We start from the raw sequence: 20,295 nt of genomic DNA on the forward strand, positions 1-20,295 counted from the left end.
ATGGACGGCGTGCTCATTCAGTCGCGCGAGGTGATTGAACACGCCTGGACCACCGTGGCGCGCGAGTACGGGATCAGCGTCGATCAGGCGTTCATTGACGAACACATCCACGGCCGCCCCGGTGGTTACACCCTCAAGACCCTGTTTGCCGAGTTCGACGAAGCACAGCGGGTGGCGATCAAACGTGAAGTCGACGCCATCGAGCAGGTGACTAATTGTGCGCTGGTGCCGGGCGTCGCGACGTTGATCGCCCGACTCCGCGAGCACGCCGTGCCCCTGGCGCTGGTCACCAGCAGTTGGCGGGCGCGGGTAGACCACGTTCTGCAGCAACACGACCTGATGTCGGCGTTCGACAGCATCATCTGCCGCGACGACGTGCGCAGCGGCAAACCGGCACCCGATCCCTATCGCCTGGCCGCAGCACAACTGGGCCGGCAAAGTGATGAGTGCCTGGTCTTCGAAGACTCGGTCAGCGGTGTGCAGTCGGCGATCAGCAGCGGTGCGCTGTGTATCGGCATTGGTGACGACCCGACGCTGACTGCGCATGGCGCTGCAGGCGTGTATGCCGATTTCACCCGGCTTGCGCTTAGGCTGAACGGTGTGGGCGCGCACGGTTATGCCGATGGAGCGCTGTTCATTAACGCTCACCCGACCCAGAGGTTTGCCCGCTCATGACATTGACGTTGCAGCACGCCAGCGTGCTCTGGAAATTCCTCGGTGCGGGGCGCCAACACAGCGCCAGTGAATTGATCGTAGTCTGCGGCTCCTACGACCTGCGGGTCTGCGATTACGCCTGCCAACTCCTGAAAGACGGCGTGGCCCCCCACCTGTTGTTCACCGGCAATACCGGCAACTGGACCCGACATTTGTGGGAACGCACCGAAGCCGATATTTTTGCCCAACGTGCCCTGGCGCAAGGGGTGACGGCGCAGCAGTTCACCCTGGAAACCCGCGCGACCAATTTTGCTGAAAACATCGCGTTCGCCCGAGCGATGTTTCCCGACGTGCGCCGCGCGACCTTTCTGACCAAGCCCAATTCGATCCGGCGCGTGGCGTTGACTCTGCCCGTGCAATGGCCCGAACTGGAAGCCTTTGTGGATGCGCCGTCGTTCCGATTTCCCGATGACGTCAGCAATCTGATCGGGGTCTTGGGCCTGATCGACGAAATGGTCGGCGATGTGCACCGCATCATGGTTTACCCTTCGTTGGGTTTTCAGGTCGAGCAGGTCATCCCCGAAGAGGTTCAGGTGGCCTGGCGGTATCTGGTGGAGCAAGGCTTCGATCACCATTTGATCAAGGGCAGGAGTTGACGCTGACTCCCGCCGGGAGACAGACATGCAATATGACACGCTGATCCGCAACGCCACCGTCATCGATGGCAGCAACACGCCCGGCTACCGCGCCGATGTGGCGATTCTCAACGGGCGTATCGAGCGTATCGGCGACCTGCACGATGCCCGCGCCACGGAGGAAATCGACGCCGCCGGCCGCGTGCTCGCCCCGGGGTTCATCGACGTGCACACCCACGACGACACCGTGGTCATCCGCCAGCCGCAGATGCTGCCCAAGCTCAGCCAGGGCGTGACCACGGTGATCGTCGGCAACTGCGGAATCAGCGCCTCGCCGGTCAGTTTGCAAGGCAATCCACCGGACCCGATGAACTTGCTCGGCAGCGCAGCGGCGTTCGTCTATCCACGTTTCAGCGATTACCGCGCCGCCGTCGAAGCGGCGAACACCACGCTGAATGTCGCCGCACTGGTCGGCCACACCGCGCTGCGCAGCAATCACCTCGACGACCTGTTCCGCACCGCCACGCCAGATGAAATCGCCGCCATGCGCGAGCAATTGCGTGAAAGCCTTGAGTCTGGCGCGCTCGGTTTATCCACAGGCCTGGCCTACGCCAGCGCCTACAACGCCTCCACCGACGAAGTGAAGCAACTGACCGAAGAGCTGACGGCATTCGGCGCGGTGTACACCACCCACTTGCGCAGTGAATTCGAACCGGTGCTGGAGGCGATGGACGAAGCGTTCAGCATTGGCCGTCACGCACAGTCCCCGGTGATCATTTCCCACCTCAAATGCGCCGGTGTCGGTAATTGGGGGCGCAGTCCGCAGTTGCTCGCGGCGTTGGAGGAAGCAGCGAAAACCCAGCACGTGGGCTGCGATTGCTATCCCTACGCGGCGAGTTCTTCGACGCTGGATCTGAAGCAAGTCACCGATGCCCACCGCATCACCATCACCTGGTCGACACCGCACCCGCAAGTCAGCGGACGCGACCTGATCGACATCGCCGCCGAATGGAGCGTGCCACTGCTCGACGCTGCCAAACGCCTGCAACCGGCGGGCGCGGTGTACTACGGCATGGACGAGGCGGACGTCCGAAAAATCCTCGCGCATCCACTGTCGATGGTCGGGTCTGACGGACTGCCGGAAGACCCGTTCCCGCATCCACGTCTGTGGGGCGCTTTCCCACGAGTGCTCGGACATTTCAGTCGTGATGTCGGACTGTTTCCGCTGCACACCGCCGTACACAAGATGACCGGTCTGTCGGCGGCGCGGTTTGGCTTGCAGGAGAGGGGCGAGATTCGTGAAGGTTATTGGGCGGACCTGGTGTTGTTCGATCCACTGACCGTGCGCGATGTGGCGGACTTCGCTGATCCGCAGCGAGCGGCGCAGGGGATTGATGGGGTGTGGGTCAATGGGGTGTTGAGTTATCGCGATGGGCAGGCGAATGGGCGTCGGGAAGGGCGGTTTCTGGCGAGGAATGGGGATTTGCGCGAAGGGTTTCATTGATTGCCAAGCCCCTGTAGGAGCTGCCGAAGGCTGCGATCTTTTGATCTCTGTCTCATAGTGGCACTCTGAGATTAAAGAATGTCGAAACCAAGCCGAATTGCTGACATCCAGCCCAGCTAAACTCTTGGGCCAACCAGTCAGGGAGCACCCCATGAGCTTCGGCAAAACCACTCCGATCCTGCGGATCTTCGATGAAGCCAAGGCTTTGGAATTCTACGTCGACTTCCTCGGCTTCAAGATCGATTGGCAGCATCGCTTCGAAGCGAACTTCCCGCTGTATCTGCAGGTGTCCCGTGGCGAGTGCGTGCTGCATCTGTCCGAGCATCATGGCGATGCGACGCCGGGTTCGGCGCTGCGCATCGAGACCGATGAGCTGGAGGCGTTCCAGCAGCAATTGGTGGCCAAGGATTACGAGTTCTCGCACCCACAGATTCAGGCGATGCCGTGGGGCAGCCAGGACATGACGATTGCGGATCCGTTTGGTAATCGGTTGGTGTTTACCAACGCGATCAGTGTCTGAACCCAGAAACGCCTTACTCTAATGCCCAAAACGCTGGAACTGCTTCGAGGATTATGAAATGCGCCGACATGAAGGTGTTTTGTCTAAATTCAAAATCGGTACAGGTGTCGCTTCTACTTGAGAGGTCATGGATAGCCGAACAGTCGCAATCAAAAAAACCACTGCAGCTCTAGCGGCTAACAGTGGTTTTTTGTTTGGAGCGATTTTTCATTTGAGAGTCATTGACTTATCTGGTCGAAGCTACTTGTAGTTGGATTTTTATTTCAACCGTGTAGTGCAATCATTAATTTGGGAGCTCTTCTCGTCATTCGGCCGAGGGTTTCTACAATAAAATGGAGCTCGATATTACTGCCTAGGCCATTTACGGTTATATTTTGGAAAGAAAAGTCCAGGCCTTTGCCCACATCGCTCGAAGTAATGAGCCTGGATAGGGTCATGACCGCGTTGCGTTGTTCACCCAGCAGGATCATTGTCACCCAATCACCTACAGCCATATCCTGGTAGGCAGGTTGGTAAAATGCCATACGGTTGGCAATTAAAGCTGAGGCCGGTAAGTGTCCTTCTGGTCTAGTGAAAAGGGTCTCTGGCTTTGGTATAGGACCATCTTGAATTTTTAGCCTTGTCAGGGGCGAATAAGTAACTTTTTTGTCTGGCGATTCAACAGAGAAAAAAACCACAATCTCGCCATAGGCGCTGGAGTAGAGATATTTCGGATCAATAAATCTGACTATATCCTTCCCCAGATCTTCAGCTTCAACCCAAAAGCGTATGATGCTGGAACCTTCATAGCCGGTACCGATACAGTAAATAGATAGCAGATCGCCTGTTGATATGCCGTGCGACGCCTTGATTCGTATATTGATGCCCTTGCTGAGATCCTTCCAAGGGAGAGAGTCTCCGTCGATGTCGTCGATCACGGGAGCCTCATGTCTTGCAGTTACAACATACGGAATAAAGTCTGAGAGGCGACGTGGTGGGTCTAATTGAACATATACTGCTCGAACATTATAGCCTTGAAAGTAGATGAGTTCGTTGGCGGATATTGGCAACTCGACATCTCTGTCCTCTCCGACATGATTATATTCGATGGCAAAATGTGGCTCCAGACCAGAAAGTTGAACGTGAATTCTGCTAGCGCTCATGTCTTCAAATTTAGGTATCTTGAATGTCAAACCTTTCTCAACGATCTGCCACGTAATTATTCCATCCGGCGCCTCTAGAATTGCAGGGTCGGGAAGGTTGTCGTTACTTTTCTCAGTGAAATAGGTGGTGATTTCTGATGTAGTTAATGGTTTTGTCATGATCTTAAATACATTCTGATCGCCCATTTCAGAGTTGTCTTGGGGGGCTTGTTATTAATCTGAAATGGGGAGCTTTCAGTATTTCTCCGCTGAAGAGTTCTGTTAAATATTTCGGTTCGCTGTAGGTTGGCCGAAATTGCCATTGCCGGGATTGCTGATTGATTGGTTGGCTTTAGGTTCTGTCTCCTGTGTCTGTTGGTTTTTTTCGTTGATTTCTTCAAGGCCAGAACTGTCAGCAGTTTCGTGGTCATGATATTGAGATGTGCCAAGGCCATTTCTCTGATGCTGGCGTGCGCGGCAGTAAAAATTGTGGGTGAACTCGCTAAAGAGATTGGACACCGTATGCCGGTATCGCGCACCTGTCAGATCTGACAGGTGCCGACGAATGGCATCGATGTGGGATGTCAGAAAGATCACAGCTTCCTCGGCTTCAAGGTCGACTGGCAGCACCGTTTCGAAGCGAACTTCCCGCTGTATCTGCAGGTGTCCCGTGGCGAGTGCGTGCTGCACCTGTCCGAGCATCATGGCGATGCGACGCCGGGTTCGGCGCTGCGCATCGAGACCGATGAGCTGGAGGCGTTTCAGCAGCAACTGGTGGCCAAGGACTACAAGTTCTCGCACCCACAGATTCAGGCGATGCCGTGGGGCAGTCAGGACATGACGATTGCGGATCCGTTTGGTAATCGGTTGGTGTTTACCAACGCGATCAGTGTTTGAGCTGAGAAGAGCCCCTCACCCTAACCCTCTCCCGGAGGGAGAGGGGACTGACCCTGGGATATTCGAGTAATACGCCGACCTGAACCTCCTTTACCGAATCCATAATCGACTCGGTCATTCAGGTCGATGTACGACGCCAGACACCTCGATCGGCCCCCTCTCCCTCCGGGAGAGGGTTGGGGTGAGGGAAAAAGATTCACGCCATACAAAAAAGCCCGCAGCCAATCCACTAAGGTCTGGCTGCGGGCTTTTTCGTTATTCGGTCGGCACTAATTTATCCAGCACCCGATTGACGGCGATTTCCGCCACCATCACCACTTGTGCGATGCCTTGCAGGGTCTTGCGGTGTGAGCCTTCAAGCAGGCCGGCAAAGTCGTTGAGCATCACGGTGGCCGAGCCAAGGGATTCGCAGGCATCGGCCAGCAACGGTTCGGTGCCGCTGGCCGGATTGGCCATGTAGAGACGATTGGGCTGGTACGGGGTGGCCATGATGGCGGGCGTCGGTGGGCCGAGGTAATGGTCGAGGGCGCGCTCGGCGGCTTCGTGGAATTTCCTTGATTCGGGGCATTCGTAGGGGGAGGCCGCGTCGGTGGGCGGCGGGTTGGGGGTAACTTTGAACATTTGCCAGATCCTCATTGAGGGCTGGCCGCCGTTTCCCTACTAAAAGAAATGGAGGCAGCCGTGCGCAGGTTAGTAGACCGGGGATCTGGGAAACCGGCGCGCCCGAGGGCGCCCTGCGCACAGCCACCATAACGTTCAGGCAAAGACCTGATTGTCTGATGAGCGATACGCCCCAAAAACCTCGGGCTACTAAACCCGATCACTGGAAATCAGTGACGGACTCAAGTTACCGACGGCCTCCGGAGCGCACAAGCCGGCGGATTCTGGCGTAGCCGTAGGCAGCGGCGCAAGGATTTGTAGGCAGTAGGGCGTAACACTGAGTGTCTTTAAACAGGTGTGCTGGAAGGTGTTTATTGCGCTACAGAAGCGGAGGATTTGTCTGTCGGATTGAGGTGAGGCAACTGGCGCCTTCGCGAGCAAGCCCGCTCCCACAGGGGATTTATGTCGTACACAAAATCTGCATCCACTGAAGCTCCACTGTGGGAGCGGGCTTGCGCGCGAAGAGGCCAGTCCCGTCACCCCCGATGCATCTGCCGAAACTCCCCCGGCGGCATCCCGCGCCGGCTCTTGAACGTACGATGAAACGACCTCGGCTCGGTAAACCCCAGATACTGCGCAATGTCCTGAATCGGCAAGGTGCTGTTGAGCAAGTAATGCTCCGCCAGCTCCTGACGCAAATCATCCAGAATCTGCTGATACGACGTCCCCGCCTGATGCAACTGGCGTTGCAATGTGCGTACCGACACCGCGAGCTGCTCGGCCACCTGTTCCTTGCGCGGCAAGCCTTCCTTGAGCAACTGGCGCAGGATGCTTTTGACCCGCTGCTCCAGCGATGCATCCTCCAGCGTCGCCATCAAGCCCATCGCGTGTTCTTCCAGCGTACGCAGCAATTGCGCATCAGCCTGACGCAGCGGTAACTGCAGATACGCCAGTGGCACGATCAGCGCCGAATAGGCCTGTTCGAACAGCACCGGGCAATCGAAGAATGCTTCGTACTGCGCCTGGGTGGCGTCTGTCGGGCATGGATGTTCCAGCCACACGGCGGCGGGCGACATCTGTGTGTCGGCGATCCAGCGTGCATATTGCAGCCAGGAGCCGAGAACGTTTTCCACCAGATGCCGGCGAATCCGCGGACGCTCGTAGCGGCAAGTCCAGATCAGATGCACGTGGCCGTCCTGCACTTCGGCGCGGCTGACGCCCATGTCGCCCACCAGTTTTTCGAACGGCATGATCCGGCTCATGGCATCGCCCAGGGTCGCGCAGTTCATGGTGATGTAACCGAGCACGCTCCAGGAATTGGGCAGGACGAAATTGGCCGCGTTGAGACCAAACAGCGGATCGCCCGAGTGCTCGCAGAAATAATCGAGCAGGCGTTCATGAGTTTCGCCCGGCAGGCGCAGGCTGTTGTCGCTCAGTTGCTGCGCCTGCAATCCGGCTGCCGCCAACGCCGGCTCGATGGCCATGCCCAGTTGCTCGGCATGGCGCACGTATTTGAGCAGCGGCGGAACCGAGGTGAAGCCGAGCGATTGCATGATCCGAATTCCTTGATCAAGGCCAGCGTGAGCGAATGAATGCCTGAAAGGTAATTTGAAACCCCGACTAAAGTAAATGGCTGGCACTTGCGCGACGTTTGACTCAATTGGCTACTCGAACTGGCCGGATGCGACCGTGACACTTTTGGGCCGCTGACTAGTATGGAGGCCTGCCACATCACTGATCAGACTGCATAAGAAGGACACACGCATGCGACGCTGGAACGGCTGGGGAGAGGCAACAACGGTGGTCGAACTGCCGGCCCAGGGCGCGAGTTTTCTCCATGAACGGCTGGGGGCCGGGCGCGCGTTGCCCGATGCCACGCTGGAGTCGGCATTGGCGCGGGTGCCGCTCTCGCGATTGGCGCCGCACGCCTTGTACAGCGTCGACGCCCATGATCGCCTGCTGCATGCCCGGGGCCAGAGCCTGCCGGACTGGCTGGCGTTGCGCGAAGGGGCGCTGGGCATCTATCCCGACGCGGTGGCATTCCCCGAGACTGCCGAGCAGATCCGCCAATTGCTGGCGCTGGCCCATGCGCAGGACCTGTGCCTGATTCCCTACGGCGGCGGCACCTCGGTGGCGGGGCACATCAATCCGCCGGATTCGACGCGGCCGGTGGTGACCGTGTCGCTGGCGCGGATGAATCGCCTGATCGATCTCGACGAGGCAAGCCAATTGGCGACGTTCGGCCCCGGTGCCAGTGGCCCGCAGGTGGAAAGTCAGCTGCGCGCTCGCGGCTACACGCTGGGGCATTTCCCGCAGTCGTGGGAGTTGTCGACGCTGGGCGGTTGGGTCGCCAGTCGCTCCAGCGGTCAGCAGTCATTGCGCTACGGGCGTATCGAGCAATTGTTCGCCGGCGGCACCCTGGAAACCTTTGCCGGGCCACTGGAAATTCCGACCTTTCCAGCCTCGGCAGCGGGGCCTGATCTGCGCGAAGTGGTGCTCGGGTGCGAGGGCCGCTTCGGGATCATTTCCGAGGTCAAGGTACGGGTCAGTCCGCTGCCCACCGATGAGCGTTTTTACGGCGTTTTCCTGCCCAGTTGGAGCAAGGCGCTGCAAGCGATCCGCCAACTGGCCCAGGCGCGGGTGCCGCTGTCGATGCTGCGCCTGTCGAACGCGGTGGAGACCGAAACCCAACTGGCGCTGGCCGGGCATCCGCAGCAGATCGCCTGGCTGGAGAAGTATCTGAACCTGCGCGGTGCCGGTGAAGGCAAATGCCTGCTGACCTTCGGCGTGACCGGCAACCGCCGGCAAAATGCGCTGTCGCTGAGCCAGGCGCGCCGGCATCTGAAATCCTTCGGTGGCGTGTTTACCGGTACGTTGCTTGGCAAGAAATGGGCGCAGAACCGCTTCCGTTTCCCCTACCTGCGCGAGAACCTGTGGAACGCCGGTTACGTGGTCGACACCCTGGAAACCGCCACCGACTGGAGCAACGTCGACCACCTGCTCAACCTCATCGAAAACAGCCTGCGCGATGCCTTGGCAGCGCAGGGCGAACGGGTGCATGTGTTCACCCATCTGTCCCACGTCTACGGCGAAGGCTCGAGCATCTACACCACTTACGTGTTTCGCCCGGCGGCGGATTACCCGGCGACGCTGGCGCGCTGGCAGGCACTCAAGCACGCGGCCAGCCAGACCATCGTCGACAACCACGGCACCATCAGCCACCAGCACGGCGTCGGCAAGGATCACGCGCCGTATCTGCCACGCGAGAAAGGCGCACTGGCGATGGACACCTTGCAGGCGCTGAGCAAGCACTTCGATCCGGCCGGGCGCCTCAACCCCGGCACGCTGTTGCAGGAGTGACGGTCATGCATCCGGACTGGAACGCCGCATGGCGCCAGCAAACCTTGCCGACATTGGCCGACGCAAGCTGGGATCTGATCGTCATCGGCGGCGGCATCAGCGGTGCCGGCATCCTGCGCGAAGCGGCGCGGCGTGGCTGGCGTTGTCTGCTGCTGGAACAACGGGATTTCGCCTGGGGCACCTCCAGCCGATCGTCGAAAATGGTCCATGGCGGTTTGCGTTACATCGCCAAGGGCCAGTGGCGCCTGACCCGCGATTCGGTGCGCGAGCGTCAGCGTCTGCTCGACGAAGCGCCGGGGCTGGTGGAACCGATGAGCTTCATGATGCCGCACTACCGTGGCGGCTTTCCCGGGCCGCGTGTGTTCGGTGGCTTGTTGTCGGTGTACGACGCGTTGGCGGGACGCCGCAGCCATCGTTTTCATGATGCGCAGCAACTGCGTTTTCTGGCACCGGGGGTGAAGGAAAATCACCTGCTCGGCGGTACCTGTTTTGTCGATGCGCTAACCGATGACGCACGGCTGGTGATGCGCGTATTGAGCGAAGCGCGGGCCGATGGCGCAGTGGTGCTCAACGGGGTGCACGTCGAACATTTGCTGCGCGAAAACGGTCGGGTGTGTGGGGTGCAGATCGAGGACTGCGAAGCGGGTGGATCGCTGCAATTGCGTTGCGGCGTGCTGGCGGTGGCGACCGGGGCGTGGGCTGAGCGCCTGCGTTTGCCCGAGGCACCACGACAGTTGCGGCCATTGCGCGGCAGTCATCTGCTGTTGCCGGGCTGGCGCTTGCCGGTGGCGCAGGCCTTCACGTTTCTGCATGCGCGTGACCGTCGGCCAGTGTTCGTTTTTCCGTGGGAAGGGGCGACGGTGGTCGGCACCACCGACCTCGATCATCGCGAGAATTTGGATCAGAGCGCGAGCATCAGCGCTGAAGAACTCGACTATCTGCTGGCGGCCTGCACGCAACAATTTCCAGGTGCCGAAGTGACGGCGAGCGATGTGCTGTCGACCTGGTCCGGCGTGCGTCCGGTGGTCGGCAGCGCGGCGGCTGAGCAGCAAGGCAAGCCGTCGAATGAAACCCGTGAACATGTGCTGTGGCAGGAGCCGGGTTGCGTCACCCTGGCCGGCGGCAAACTGACGACGTTTCGTCCGCAAGCCATCGAAGTGCTCAAGGCCTGCGCCGACATGCTTGGCCGCGATTTCGAAGATGATGCCGCGCCGGTGTTCGCAGCGGTGCCGCCACTGCCGATCCCCGGACTCACCCCGCAACAGTGGCGACGTCTGGCCGGACGCCACGGTCGTGACCTGCCGCGACTGGCGCAGCTGATCACCGAGTTGGGCCACGAAACGGTCGGCAATACCGACACCTTGTGGGCAGAACTGGCCTTTGCCTGCGAGGCGGAAATGGTGCTGCACCTCGATGATCTGTTGCTGCGCCGCAGCCGACTGGGTCTGTTGCTGGCGCGCGGTGGCGAAGAGCATTTCGCTGCCATCCGCCAACGCTGCCAGCCACGGCTGGGCTGGGACGATGCACACTGGCAGCAAGAGCTGCAGCGTTATCGGGCGTTGTGGCAACGCCATCACGGTCTGCCGGATGCCACGCCTTGAGGCCCCTTGAAGAGAGCGCCATGGATAACCACCCGAACACGCGTTACCTGCTAGCGATCGACAACGGCACCCAGAGCGTGCGCGCATTGCTCTTCGATTTGCAGGGCAATCTGCTGGGCAAAGGCAAGGTCGAGTTGCAGGCGTATTACTCGACGCAACCGGGCTGGGCCGAGCAGGATCCGGAATATTATTGGGCGAAACTCGGCGAGGCCTGTCAGCAGGTATGGGCGCAAACCGGGATTGATCGCTCGCAGATTGCCGGGGTGTCGCTGACCACCCAGCGCGGCACGGTGATCAACGTCGATGCTCAGGGCAAGCCGCTGCGCCCGGCCATTCTGTGGCTCGATCAGCGCCAGAGCGAAGTCGAGGGCGGGATCAAGGGGCCGTGGGGCTGGCTGTTCAAACTGGTCGGCGCGCAGGCCCCCGTGGATTATTTTCGCGCTCAGGCCGAGGCCAACTGGATCGCCCGACATCAACCGGAAATCTGGGCGGCGACCGACAAGTTTTTGCTGCTCTCGGGGTTTCTCACCCATCGTTTGTGTGGGCGCTTTGTCGATTCGGTGGGTTGTTGCGTCGGCTATTTGCCGTTCGACTTCAAACGCCTGAAATGGGCCGCACCCAGCGACTGGAAATGGCAGGCGCTGGCGGTGCGTCCGGAGCAATTGCCGACCTTGCACAAACCCGGCGAAACCCTTGGCTACATCAGCGCCGAAGCGAGCCGCCACACGGGTATTCCCGAGGGGCTGCCGCTGATTGCCGCGGGCGCTGACAAGGCCTGCGAAGTGGTCGGCTCCGGCGTGGTCGATGCGAGCACGGTGTGCCTGTCCTACGGCACCACCGCGACGATCACCAGCACTCGCTCGCGCTATCTGGAAATCGTCCCGCTGATCCCGCCGTACCCCTCGGCGGTGCCGGATCAGTACAACTGCGAGGTGATGATTTATCGCGGTTACTGGATGGTCAGCTGGTTCAAGAACGAGTTTGGTTTGCGCGAAATGCAGCAGGCCAAAGAGCAGGGCATTGAACCCGAGCAACTGTTCGATGCGTTGGTGAATGCGGTGCCGCCGGGATCGATGGGGCTGATGCTGCAACCGTACTGGTCGCCGGGGATTCGTGAGCCGGGTGTCGAAGCCAAAGGCGCGATGATCGGCTTCGGCGACGTGCACACCCGCGCGCACATTTACCGGGCGATTCTGGAAGGGCTGGCGTATGCGCTGCGCCAGGGGCTGGAGAACATCGAGAAGCGCTCGAAGGTGTCGATCAAGCGCCTGCGAGTGGCCGGTGGCGGTTCGCAGAGTGATGCGGCGATGCAGCTGACGGCGAATATTTTTGGTCTGCCGGCGGAGCGTCCGCATGTGTATGAAGCGTCGGGGCTGGGCGCGGCGATCTGCTGTGCGGTGGGGTTGGGCTTGTATGCGGATTTCCCCACGGCAATCGCCGCGATGACGCGGGTGGGCGCGGTGTTCACACCGCAGCCCGAGGCGCAGCAAGTCTATGAGCGTTTGTACAACGAGGTGTACCTGCGCATGTACCGCCAGCTCAAACCGTTGTACCAGAGCATCCGCAAAATCACCGGTTACCCCGCTTAGCTGACCACCACCGTCCCCTGTGGGAGCGAGCTTGCTCGCGAATGCGGAGTGTCAGTCACTATTGTCTTGTCTGACCCACCGCTTTCGCGAGCAAGCTCGCTCCCACAAGGTTATGCGGTGGAATCGGAACCTCTTATGTGGCGCTATCGGAGACTTTTTCTGGTGAGATCGGACAGTGTCAGCGCCGGGGGCGGTTGTTAGGCTCAACCCCCACGGCACTTCCAATAAGAATTAAAAGCAATGAAGCTGACATTTCTCCTGTTGCTGCTTTGTGCAATGGCCCCGACGGCGTGGGGCTGGTCGAACCACACGGTGGGCAGCTATCTGGCGTTGCAGGAACTGCCGGCGCTGCGCGATGCGCCGCCGGTCGAGGTCGAGCCGCTGGAGCGCTTTCTTGTCGAGCAATATCCGGCCGTGGTCGCACTGCTGGAACAACAGGAAAACTTCGCCCGTGAACACTTCACCCAATACCCGCCGCGCCCCGACAATCTGAAGCTGCCCGCGGTGCCGGGCGACAATCTGCGCCACGATTTTCTCACTGCGTTGCGGCTCAATCCGCGCATTCATCTGGCGATGGTCATTCAGCCGCTGCCGGGCCAAGACCTGCCCGAACGCGAACACCTCAGTGCCGATCAGGTGATGGTCGAGCAGACGCTTTCGCCATGGAATCGTCAGCGTTTCATTCGCGTGGCGGACGGCGAGAAAGTCGCGGCGCTGGCGATATTGGCGAGCGCCGCCGACGAGCCGGATTACGGTCACGATATCAACCTGTTCAGCGACAACCCTGGCGAGGTCGGCGCGCTGTATGGCTTCGGCCCGCAGCCGTTCGGCGATGCGCGTTTTCAGTACAGCTCGCAGGCGCCGTTCCACATGGGCTTCTTCCATGAAAGCCCGGTGGTGTATGCCGCTGCCGGATTTCTTCAGCGCAGTTGGCCGGACTGGCGCGCCTATCAGTACCTGGGGCTGGCGCGTTTGGCGTTCGCCTCTGGCCATCCTTACTGGGGCTACCGCTTTCTCGGCTGGGGCGTGCACCACGTGCAGGACCTGACCCAGCCGTATCACGCCAAGCCATTGCCCGGGGTCGAACTGCCGAGTCTGTTGCTGCTGGAAGGCAAGGCGCTGGCCGGTTTTGCCGACGATAAAAAAGCCTCGATCGAACGGGTCGCCACCCGCCATATGGAAATCGAGAAGTATCAATCGACCTGGCTGCGCCGCGTGCTGCGCGCCGGTCAGGCGCATCCGATGCTCGCGGCCTACGCCGATGTCGCTCAAGACCAACAGTATCCGCCGTACTCGGTGGACTACTTGCGCGACGTGGTCAGCGCCGAGTCGGTCGAGGACTCGGCGGCGTTCGATGAAGCCATCGGCCAGTGGCTGGAAACGGCTCCGGTGACCAGTGATTTCAGCAGCGGCAATCAGGTGCAGCGCGAGACATTCGAGCATCCGGCACTCAATCAGCAGCTGTTCAAACTGCTCGGGCATTTCGGCGCGCACAGCCGGATTTATGTCCGTGCGGGACTGGCACCGTAGCCATCGCGACCACGCAAAAAAACAATAAGAACAAGGAGGAACCCATGATCAACACTCGATTGCGCCTCACCGGCGTGGCACTTCCCGGTGTCGGCCTGGCAGGGCTGCTGCAACTCTGCGCGGTGGATGCGTTGCAGGCTGCCGAGTTCAGCGTGCTGGACAATCAAGTCACCGGCTCGATCGACACGACCCTGTCCTATGGCCGTTTGTGGCGGGTGCAGGGCCGCGACAAGAACAACGATGACGTCAACACCAACGACGGCAATCGCAACTTCGATACCGGGCTGGTTTCCGAGGTGTACAAAATCACTTCGGAGCTGGAGGCCAACTACCAGAACTACGGGATGTTCCTGCGTGGCACCGCGTTCTACGACACCCAGTTGATGGACAAGCGCAACGATTACTACCGCAACAACAACCCGGCGCAGCCGAGCCAGAGCTACCCGCAGGACGACCGTTTCACCAGCCAGACCCGCGACATCGCCGGCAGCCGGATCGAAATGCTCGACGCCTATGTCTACGGCAATTGGGACGTGGCGCAGACGCCGATCACCGCGCGGGTCGGGCGTCAGGTGTTCAACTGGGGCGAGGGGATTTTCTATCGCGGCGGGATCAACACCACCAACCCGGTGGACGCGGCGAAATACCGTTTGCCGGGGGCCGAGGTCAAGGAAGTGCTGATGCCGGTGGAGGCCGTGAGCTTCAACATCGGCCTCAGCGATTCGCTGACCCTGGAGAGCTTCTATCAGACCAACTGGAAGGAAACCCGCATCGACCCGGTCGGCACTTTCTACTCGCAGACCGACTTGTTCGCCGATGGCGGCAACACCGGTTACAACAACTTCAGCGGCACAGCGCTTGATACCCCGGTGCCGGGCTTCGGCAACGTCATCGGCCTGTACAGCGCACTGGGCAACAACCCGTTGCTCGGCCCGGCGCTGAAAAGCACCGGCCTTTACGCCAACGGTGTGACCCCGGCCTACGGCAACACGCTGAAAGTGGCGTCGATCGGCAAGGACTACAACGCGCGCAACGACGGCCAGTTCGGCTTCGCCTTCCGCTACATCGCCGAGGAGCTGAACAGCACCGAGTTCGGCCTGTACCTGGTCAACTACCACGCCAAGGAACCGACCATTGCCGCTGACCTCGGTGGCTACAAAGGCATCGACATGAATGCCCTGACCAACATGCTCTCCAGCGTCGCTGGCAGTCAGGCCGGGGCGCTGGCCAACGGTCTGGCGACGGCCGATGTGATGGGCAACATCCAGGCGCATCGGCGCTATGCCGAAGACATCCGCATGTACGGTTTCAGCTTCAACACCACTTTGGGCCAGGCCTCGGTGTTCGGTGAGATTGCCTACCGGCCGAACCTGCCGATCGGCATCGCCGCGACTAACGACTTGATCGGCGACCTGGCCAACGGTGCCGCTGTGGCGGTGACCGGCAAGGCGATCAACGTCGGCGGGCAGATGGTCACCCTCGACAGCGAGATCAACAACGCCGAGCGCGTGGAGGCGTTCAATACCTCGCTGGGCAGCATCTACAACTTCGGCCCGACGCTGTCGTTCGACTCGATGTTCGGCATCTTCGAACTGGCCTCCGAACACTTGCGCGGCAGCAGTCTGCAATACACCGCCTACGACGGCAGCACGCGTTATTACGCCGGTACCGGCAACACCTCTTATGTATCCGGCGGTGATCGTGACGATCAGGTCAACCGCAACTCCTACAGCTACACGGTGATGTTCAACGGCACCTGGAACGACGTTTACGCCGGGGTCAACGTCTCGCCTTACGTCGTCTACAAGGACGACTTCAAGGGCAACAGCTATCAGGCCGGCAACACCATCGACGGGCGCAAGGCCTACACCCTGGGGATCAAGGCCAACTACCAGAACAAGCTCGAAGCCGAGGTGCAATACACCAACTTCTGGGGCGGCGGGCAGAACAACGGGATTCGCGACCGCGACAATGTCGGGTTCAACCTCAAGTATTTCCTTTAAGGGACTACACGCAGATCCATTGTGGGAGCGGGCTTGCTCGCGAATACGGTGTGTCATTGAAGTGGTTGGTGACTGACACACCGCCTTCGCGAGCAAGCCCGCTCCCACAGGGGAACTGCGGTTTCCTGCAGACCTCACACGGAGATCGATCATGTTTTACACATCACGATTCAGCAAAACCACGCTGGCGCTGGTTCTGGGCCTCACCGCCGGCAGCACGCTGGCCGCCATTACCCCGCAACAAGCCGAACAACTGAAAACCACCCTCACGCCCATGGGCGCCGAGCGAGCCGGCAACGCCGCCGGCACCATTCCGGCCTGGACCGGTGGCATCACCCAGGCGCCCGCCGGCTACAAACCGGGCCAACATCACCCGGACCCATATGCGGCGGACAAGCCGTTGTTCACCATTACCAAGGCCAATCTCGACCAGTACAAGGCCCACCTCAGTCCCGGGCAGATTGCGCTGTTCACCAGCTACCCGGACACGTTCCAGATGCCGGTCTATCCGTCGCGTCGCTCGGGTTCGGCGCCGCAGTGGCTGTATGACAACACCCTGAAGAACGCGACCTCGGCCAAGCTGCTGGAGGGCGGCAGCGGATTCGCCGATGCCTACGGTGGCGTGCCGTTCCCGGTGCCCAAGGACGGCATCGAAGTGCTGTGGAACCACATCACCCGTTATCGCGGAATCTACGTGGTACGTCGCGCGTCCGAAGCCCCGGTGCAGCGCAACGGCAGCTTTGCCCTCGTCACCTCGCAGCAGGAAGCGCTGTTCAACTTCTACCGTCCGGGCGGGCAGTACGCCGACCTGAAAAACATCCTGTTCTACTACCTCGCTTTCGTGAAAAGTCCGGCGCGGCTGGCCGGCGGTGCGGCGTTGGTGCACGAGATGCTCGATCAGCTCAAGGACCCGCGCCAGGCCTGGGTCTACGACGCCGGCCAACGCCGCGTGCGCCGCGCGCCGAACCTGGCATATGACACGCCGATCGCCTCGTCCGATGGCCTGCGCACGGCGGACGACACTGACCTGTTCAACGGCTCGCCGGATCGCTACGACTGGAAGCTCAAGGGCAAGCAGGAAATCTACATTCCCTACAACAACTACAAGGTCGGCAGCCCCGACGTGAAGTACGCACAACTGCTGACCCCCGGCCACCTCAACCCGCAATTCACTCGCTATGAGCTGCACCGTGTGTGGGTGGTCGAAGGCAACCTCAAACCGGGCGCGCGGCATATCTATTCCAAACGCGTGCTGTTTCTCGACGAGGACAGCTGGGGCGCGGCGCTGGTTGATCAATACGATGGGCGAGGGGAGTTGTGGCGGGTGTCGATGGCCTACCTGAAAAACTTCTACGACCTGCCGACCACCTGGAGCGCACTGGACGTGTTCCACGACCTGCAAGCCCGGCGTTACTACGTGCAGAACCTCGACAACGAAGAAGCCTCCACCGTGGACTTCTCGCAACCGGTGCCGGAAGACGCGTATTTCATGCCGTCGGCGTTGCGCCAGCGCGGGACGCGCTAAGGGTCACCGGACTGATGATCGAACGCAATCCCTGTAGGAGCTGCCGAAGGCTGCGATCTTCTGACTTTGATTTTAAAAACAAGATCAAAAGATCGCAGCCTGCGGCAGCTCCTACAAAGGCTCGATCAAATGGCGTTACAACCTGGAAACGAAGATTCGTAAACCGAGTGGTAGTCTCGCTGCTTCGATGGCTGTATCGCTGGAGTACATTGTGGCGAGTTTGACTATCAGCAATCTTGACCTTCAGCTCTATGAAGAACTGCAGTTAGCGGCAGATATTAATAATCGTTCGATTGAAGAGCACGCGCGTGTGATGTTGCAGAAAGCGCTCGAGCAGAATCAATCTGCCGCTGGCTTGGGGACTCGAATTCATAGACGATTTAATAATGTCGGTGACGTTGAATTGGATGTGCCTTCACGCTGAAGCCAGTATTTTCTCGGCATCGCCAATTTTCAGTGGCAGTAAATCTGACCCAATCGCGGGCAAGCCCGCTCCCACAGGTTTTTCGGTCGTTCACATATTCCGTGTTCGACTCGTTTCCTGTGGGAGCGGGCTTGCCCGCGATTGGATTTACCCTTTGGTGCTGACTGAAAATCAGACTCGGAAGTGGCTGACCATCTGCTGCAACTGACCGCCCAGGCGTGCCAGTTCAACGCTGGACGCTGCGGTTTCATCGCTGGCCGCGGCGGTCTGTTCCGACACGTCGCGCACGTTGATGATGCTGCGGCTGATCTCTTCGGCCACGGCGCTTTGCTGTTCGGCGGCGGCGGCGATCTGCTGGTTCATCGACTGGATGTTCGACACCGTGCGGGTGATGTTTTCCAGGGAGTCGCCAGCCTTGCGGGTCAGGGCCACGCTGCTGTCGGTCAGGGCGCGGCTGTTGTTCATCACCGCAGCCACTTGCTGGGTGCCGTTCTGCAGACCGGCGACCAGGCCTTCGATCTCTTCGGTGGATTTCTGCGTACGCTGGGCGAGGCCACGGACTTCGTCGGCGACCACGGCAAACCCACGCCCGGCTTCACCGGCACGCGCCGCTTCGATTGCGGCGTTGAGCGCGAGCAGGTTGGTCTGTTCGGCCACAGCCTTGATCACGTCCATGACGCTACCGATCTTGTCGCTTTCCTGTTGCAGCACGCTCATGGCTTCGGTGGAACGCACCACTTCGCTGGCCAGACGTTCGATCTGCGCGATGGCTTCATTCACCACTTTGTCGCCTTCACGGGCTTCGCCGTCAGCGGCGGCAGCGGCTTGCGAGGCTTCTTCGGCGTTGCGCGCGACTTCCTGCACGGTGGCAGTCATCTCGTGCATGGCAGTGGCCACCTGATCGGTCTCGACCTTCTGGCTGTTCACGCCGGCGCTGGTTTGTTCGGTCACGGCCGAGAGTTCTTCGGCGGCGCTGGCGATCTGAGTGACGCCGTCGCGGATGCCGCTGATCAGGTCGCGCAGGGTCACGCCCATGCGCGCGATGCCTTGTTGCAGCACGCCGAGTTCGTCGCGACGGGTGACCGTGACGTTCTGGGTCAGGTCGCCGCTGGCAATGCGCTCGACCACGGCCAGGGTTTCTTGCAGCGGACGGGTGATCTGACGGGTGATGATCACCGCGGCAATCACACCGACCAACAGCGCCAGCAGGGTGCTGATCAACTGGAAGGTACGAGCCTGGGCGCTTTCGATGTCGCGACGGTCGAGCTGGATCTGGTACAGCTGCTCGCTGGTGTTGACGATCGCGGTGCCCTGATCGGTCATCTCTTTACGCGCCTGCACCGCTTCGCTGTTGGCGTTTTTATACGCCTGCAACGCGCTGCGGTAGTTGGTCAGGGCGGTTTCCAGCTGATGGAGCGTGTCTTGCTGGGTACCCGAGAAGTGCGTGTTCAATTGCTTGAGGCTGTCGATGGCCACGTTCAGTTGGCCGACGGCTTTCTGCTCGGTTTCGGCATTGGTGGTGGCCGTGTAGCCGCGCACTTCATAGCGCGCGAGGATGAACGCTTCCTTGGCTTCGGTGATGGCCTGGAACTGCGCGAAGCGCTCGTCGCTCAGGGGCAACTGCTGAACGCGGTTGCTGATCGACTCGATCAGGTTATAAGCGGTGTCAGCGTTGGTGCCCATCACGTCACGGGCACTGTTGCCGGTGCGGTAGGCGTTACGCATCTTGTTCAGCGAGGTCTGGTATTCGGCGATGGTCGCGGCCTGTTCCTTGAGCAGCTTGACGTTTTCCGGGCTCTTGAACTTGTTGATCAGCGCCTGTTGTTGCGCGGCGAAGCTTTCGAGGGTGGTTTGTACATTCTGCGCGGCGGTTTCGTCGCCGTTGGTCAGCATGTATTGCAGGCGCACCACGCGCAGCTTGGTCAGACCCGCATTGAGCTGGGTGATGTCGCTCATCCAGTTGCTGCGGTCAATCAGGCCGCCGAGGCTGGTCCAGCCAGTCAGGGCGAGGACGCAGGTCAGGGCCAGGACCAGGCCGAAGCCCAGGCCCAATTTCATGTTCACGCTGATGTTGCCGAACCAGCTATTCATCACAATTCCTCCAGGAACGTAGAGCTACTTGATCGTCGGTCAGGCTGGAAGATTGTTGTTTTTTTGAGCCAGCAAGGGTGTTAGCAGGTTTGTATCGGCCGCAAACACGAGAGCTGAAAGGATTTTGTCCTACGGAATTTGTAACAAGGGCACTTCAAGACTTTTTTCACATACGTTTCACCGGCCACTTACGCACGCCTCTTTACCCTTACCGCATCGAATTGACTGTGATGCATGCCGA

General features: G+C 60.2%; 15 protein-coding genes and 3 pseudogenes. 12 read left to right on the forward strand and 6 right to left on the reverse strand.

Annotation, left to right across the window (positions count from 1 at the left end; translation table 11 throughout):
* The 4 genes from AC27VU_RS04405 (at window position 1) to AC27VU_RS04420 (ending at window position 3,313) form a co-directional block, all read left to right on the forward strand.
* Window positions 1-675: an HAD family hydrolase gene (locus AC27VU_RS04405; RefSeq protein ID WP_488723532.1), complete on the forward strand. Its 675-nt coding sequence runs from the start codon at window positions 1-3 to the stop codon at window positions 673-675.
* Entirely contained in the window at window positions 672-1,310 is a 639-nt protein-coding gene (locus tag AC27VU_RS04410) for a YdcF family protein (protein WP_488723533.1), read from the forward strand. Before AC27VU_RS04405 ends, AC27VU_RS04410 begins: the two co-directional genes overlap by 4 nt.
* Window positions 1,311-1,335: 25 nt before the next feature.
* Window positions 1,336-2,793 carry an N-acyl-D-amino-acid deacylase family protein gene (locus AC27VU_RS04415; protein WP_488723534.1) on the forward strand — a complete coding sequence of 486 codons (1,458 nt, stop codon included), beginning with the start codon at window positions 1,336-1,338 and terminating at the stop codon, window positions 2,791-2,793.
* A gap of 151 nt (window positions 2,794-2,944) precedes the next feature.
* Window positions 2,945-3,313 (forward strand): glyoxalase superfamily protein, encoded by a 369-nt coding sequence (locus AC27VU_RS04420; RefSeq protein ID WP_488723535.1) that lies wholly within the window; start codon window positions 2,945-2,947, stop codon window positions 3,311-3,313.
* A gap of 263 nt (window positions 3,314-3,576) precedes the next feature.
* Here the strand turns inward: AC27VU_RS04420 and AC27VU_RS04425 are convergent, their stop codons facing one another.
* Window positions 3,577-4,641 carry a hypothetical protein gene (locus AC27VU_RS04425; protein WP_488723536.1) on the reverse strand — a complete coding sequence of 355 codons (1,065 nt, stop codon included), beginning with the start codon at window positions 4,639-4,641 and terminating at the stop codon, window positions 3,577-3,579.
* Between the two features lie 393 nt (window positions 4,642-5,034).
* Between AC27VU_RS04425 and AC27VU_RS04430 the strand changes: the two are divergent.
* Window positions 5,035-5,331, forward strand: a pseudogene (locus AC27VU_RS04430) (glyoxalase superfamily protein); the annotation flags it as partial.
* A gap of 255 nt (window positions 5,332-5,586) precedes the next feature.
* Here AC27VU_RS04430 and AC27VU_RS04435 read toward each other — a convergent pair.
* Together AC27VU_RS04435 and gliR are read right to left on the reverse strand one after the other, a co-directional pair.
* Window positions 5,587-5,952, reverse strand: coding sequence for a DUF6124 family protein (locus tag AC27VU_RS04435; protein ID WP_488723537.1), 366 nt, complete (start codon window positions 5,950-5,952; stop codon window positions 5,587-5,589).
* 515 nt (window positions 5,953-6,467) lie between these two features.
* Window positions 6,468-7,484, reverse strand: coding sequence for an AraC family transcriptional regulator GliR (gene gliR / locus AC27VU_RS04440; RefSeq protein WP_282412674.1), 1,017 nt, complete (start codon window positions 7,482-7,484; stop codon window positions 6,468-6,470).
* A gap of 211 nt (window positions 7,485-7,695) precedes the next feature.
* Here gliR and AC27VU_RS04445 point away from each other — a divergent pair, with 211 nt between their 5' ends.
* From AC27VU_RS04445 to AC27VU_RS04455, 3 genes are read left to right on the forward strand one after another with little or no spacing between them, the layout of a single operon-like run.
* The gene (locus tag AC27VU_RS04445) at window positions 7,696-9,291 is read left to right on the forward strand and encodes an FAD-binding oxidoreductase (RefSeq protein WP_488723538.1); all 1,596 of its coding nucleotides are present in this window, start codon (window positions 7,696-7,698) and stop codon (window positions 9,289-9,291) included.
* 5 nt (window positions 9,292-9,296) lie between these two features.
* Window positions 9,297-10,892: a glycerol-3-phosphate dehydrogenase/oxidase gene (locus AC27VU_RS04450; protein ID WP_488723539.1), complete on the forward strand. Its 1,596-nt coding sequence runs from the start codon at window positions 9,297-9,299 to the stop codon at window positions 10,890-10,892.
* Between the two features lie 20 nt (window positions 10,893-10,912).
* Window positions 10,913-12,481, forward strand: coding sequence for an FGGY-family carbohydrate kinase (locus AC27VU_RS04455; protein ID WP_488723540.1), 1,569 nt, complete (start codon window positions 10,913-10,915; stop codon window positions 12,479-12,481).
* Window positions 12,482-12,495: 14 nt separating this feature from the next.
* Here AC27VU_RS04455 and AC27VU_RS04460 read toward each other — a convergent pair.
* A pseudogene (locus AC27VU_RS04460) lies at window positions 12,496-12,591 on the reverse strand (metal ABC transporter ATP-binding protein); the annotation flags it as partial.
* A 130-nt stretch (window positions 12,592-12,721) separates the two neighbouring features.
* Here AC27VU_RS04460 and AC27VU_RS04465 point away from each other — a divergent pair.
* From AC27VU_RS04465 to AC27VU_RS04480, 4 genes are all read left to right on the forward strand, one after another.
* A complete protein-coding gene (locus AC27VU_RS04465) occupies window positions 12,722-14,011 on the forward strand; it encodes a phospholipase (RefSeq protein WP_488723541.1) in 1,290 nt (429 codons plus the stop codon).
* Window positions 14,012-14,055: 44 nt separating this feature from the next.
* Complete coding sequence (locus AC27VU_RS04470; protein WP_488723542.1) at window positions 14,056-16,014, forward strand: DUF1302 domain-containing protein; 1,959 nt, start codon at window positions 14,056-14,058, stop codon at window positions 16,012-16,014.
* A gap of 151 nt (window positions 16,015-16,165) precedes the next feature.
* Window positions 16,166-17,539, forward strand: coding sequence for a DUF1329 domain-containing protein (locus AC27VU_RS04475; protein ID WP_488723543.1), 1,374 nt, complete (start codon window positions 16,166-16,168; stop codon window positions 17,537-17,539).
* A 187-nt stretch (window positions 17,540-17,726) separates the two neighbouring features.
* Window positions 17,727-17,963 (forward strand): FitA-like ribbon-helix-helix domain-containing protein, encoded by a 237-nt coding sequence (locus AC27VU_RS04480; RefSeq protein ID WP_217436894.1) that lies wholly within the window; start codon window positions 17,727-17,729, stop codon window positions 17,961-17,963.
* Between the two features lie 171 nt (window positions 17,964-18,134).
* Here AC27VU_RS04480 and AC27VU_RS04485 read toward each other — a convergent pair whose 3' ends face one another.
* Together AC27VU_RS04485 and AC27VU_RS04490 are read right to left on the reverse strand one after the other, a co-directional pair.
* Window positions 18,135-18,998 (reverse strand): methyl-accepting chemotaxis protein, encoded by an 864-nt coding sequence (locus tag AC27VU_RS04485; protein ID WP_371260362.1) that lies wholly within the window; start codon window positions 18,996-18,998, stop codon window positions 18,135-18,137.
* A pseudogene (locus AC27VU_RS04490) lies at window positions 18,993-20,054 on the reverse strand (methyl-accepting chemotaxis protein); the annotation flags it as partial. The pseudogene AC27VU_RS04490 and the gene AC27VU_RS04485, both read right to left, overlap by 6 nt.
* Window positions 20,055-20,295 lie beyond the last annotated feature (241 nt).

Source organism: Pseudomonas sp. 14P5.3.2, assembly GCF_057799175.1.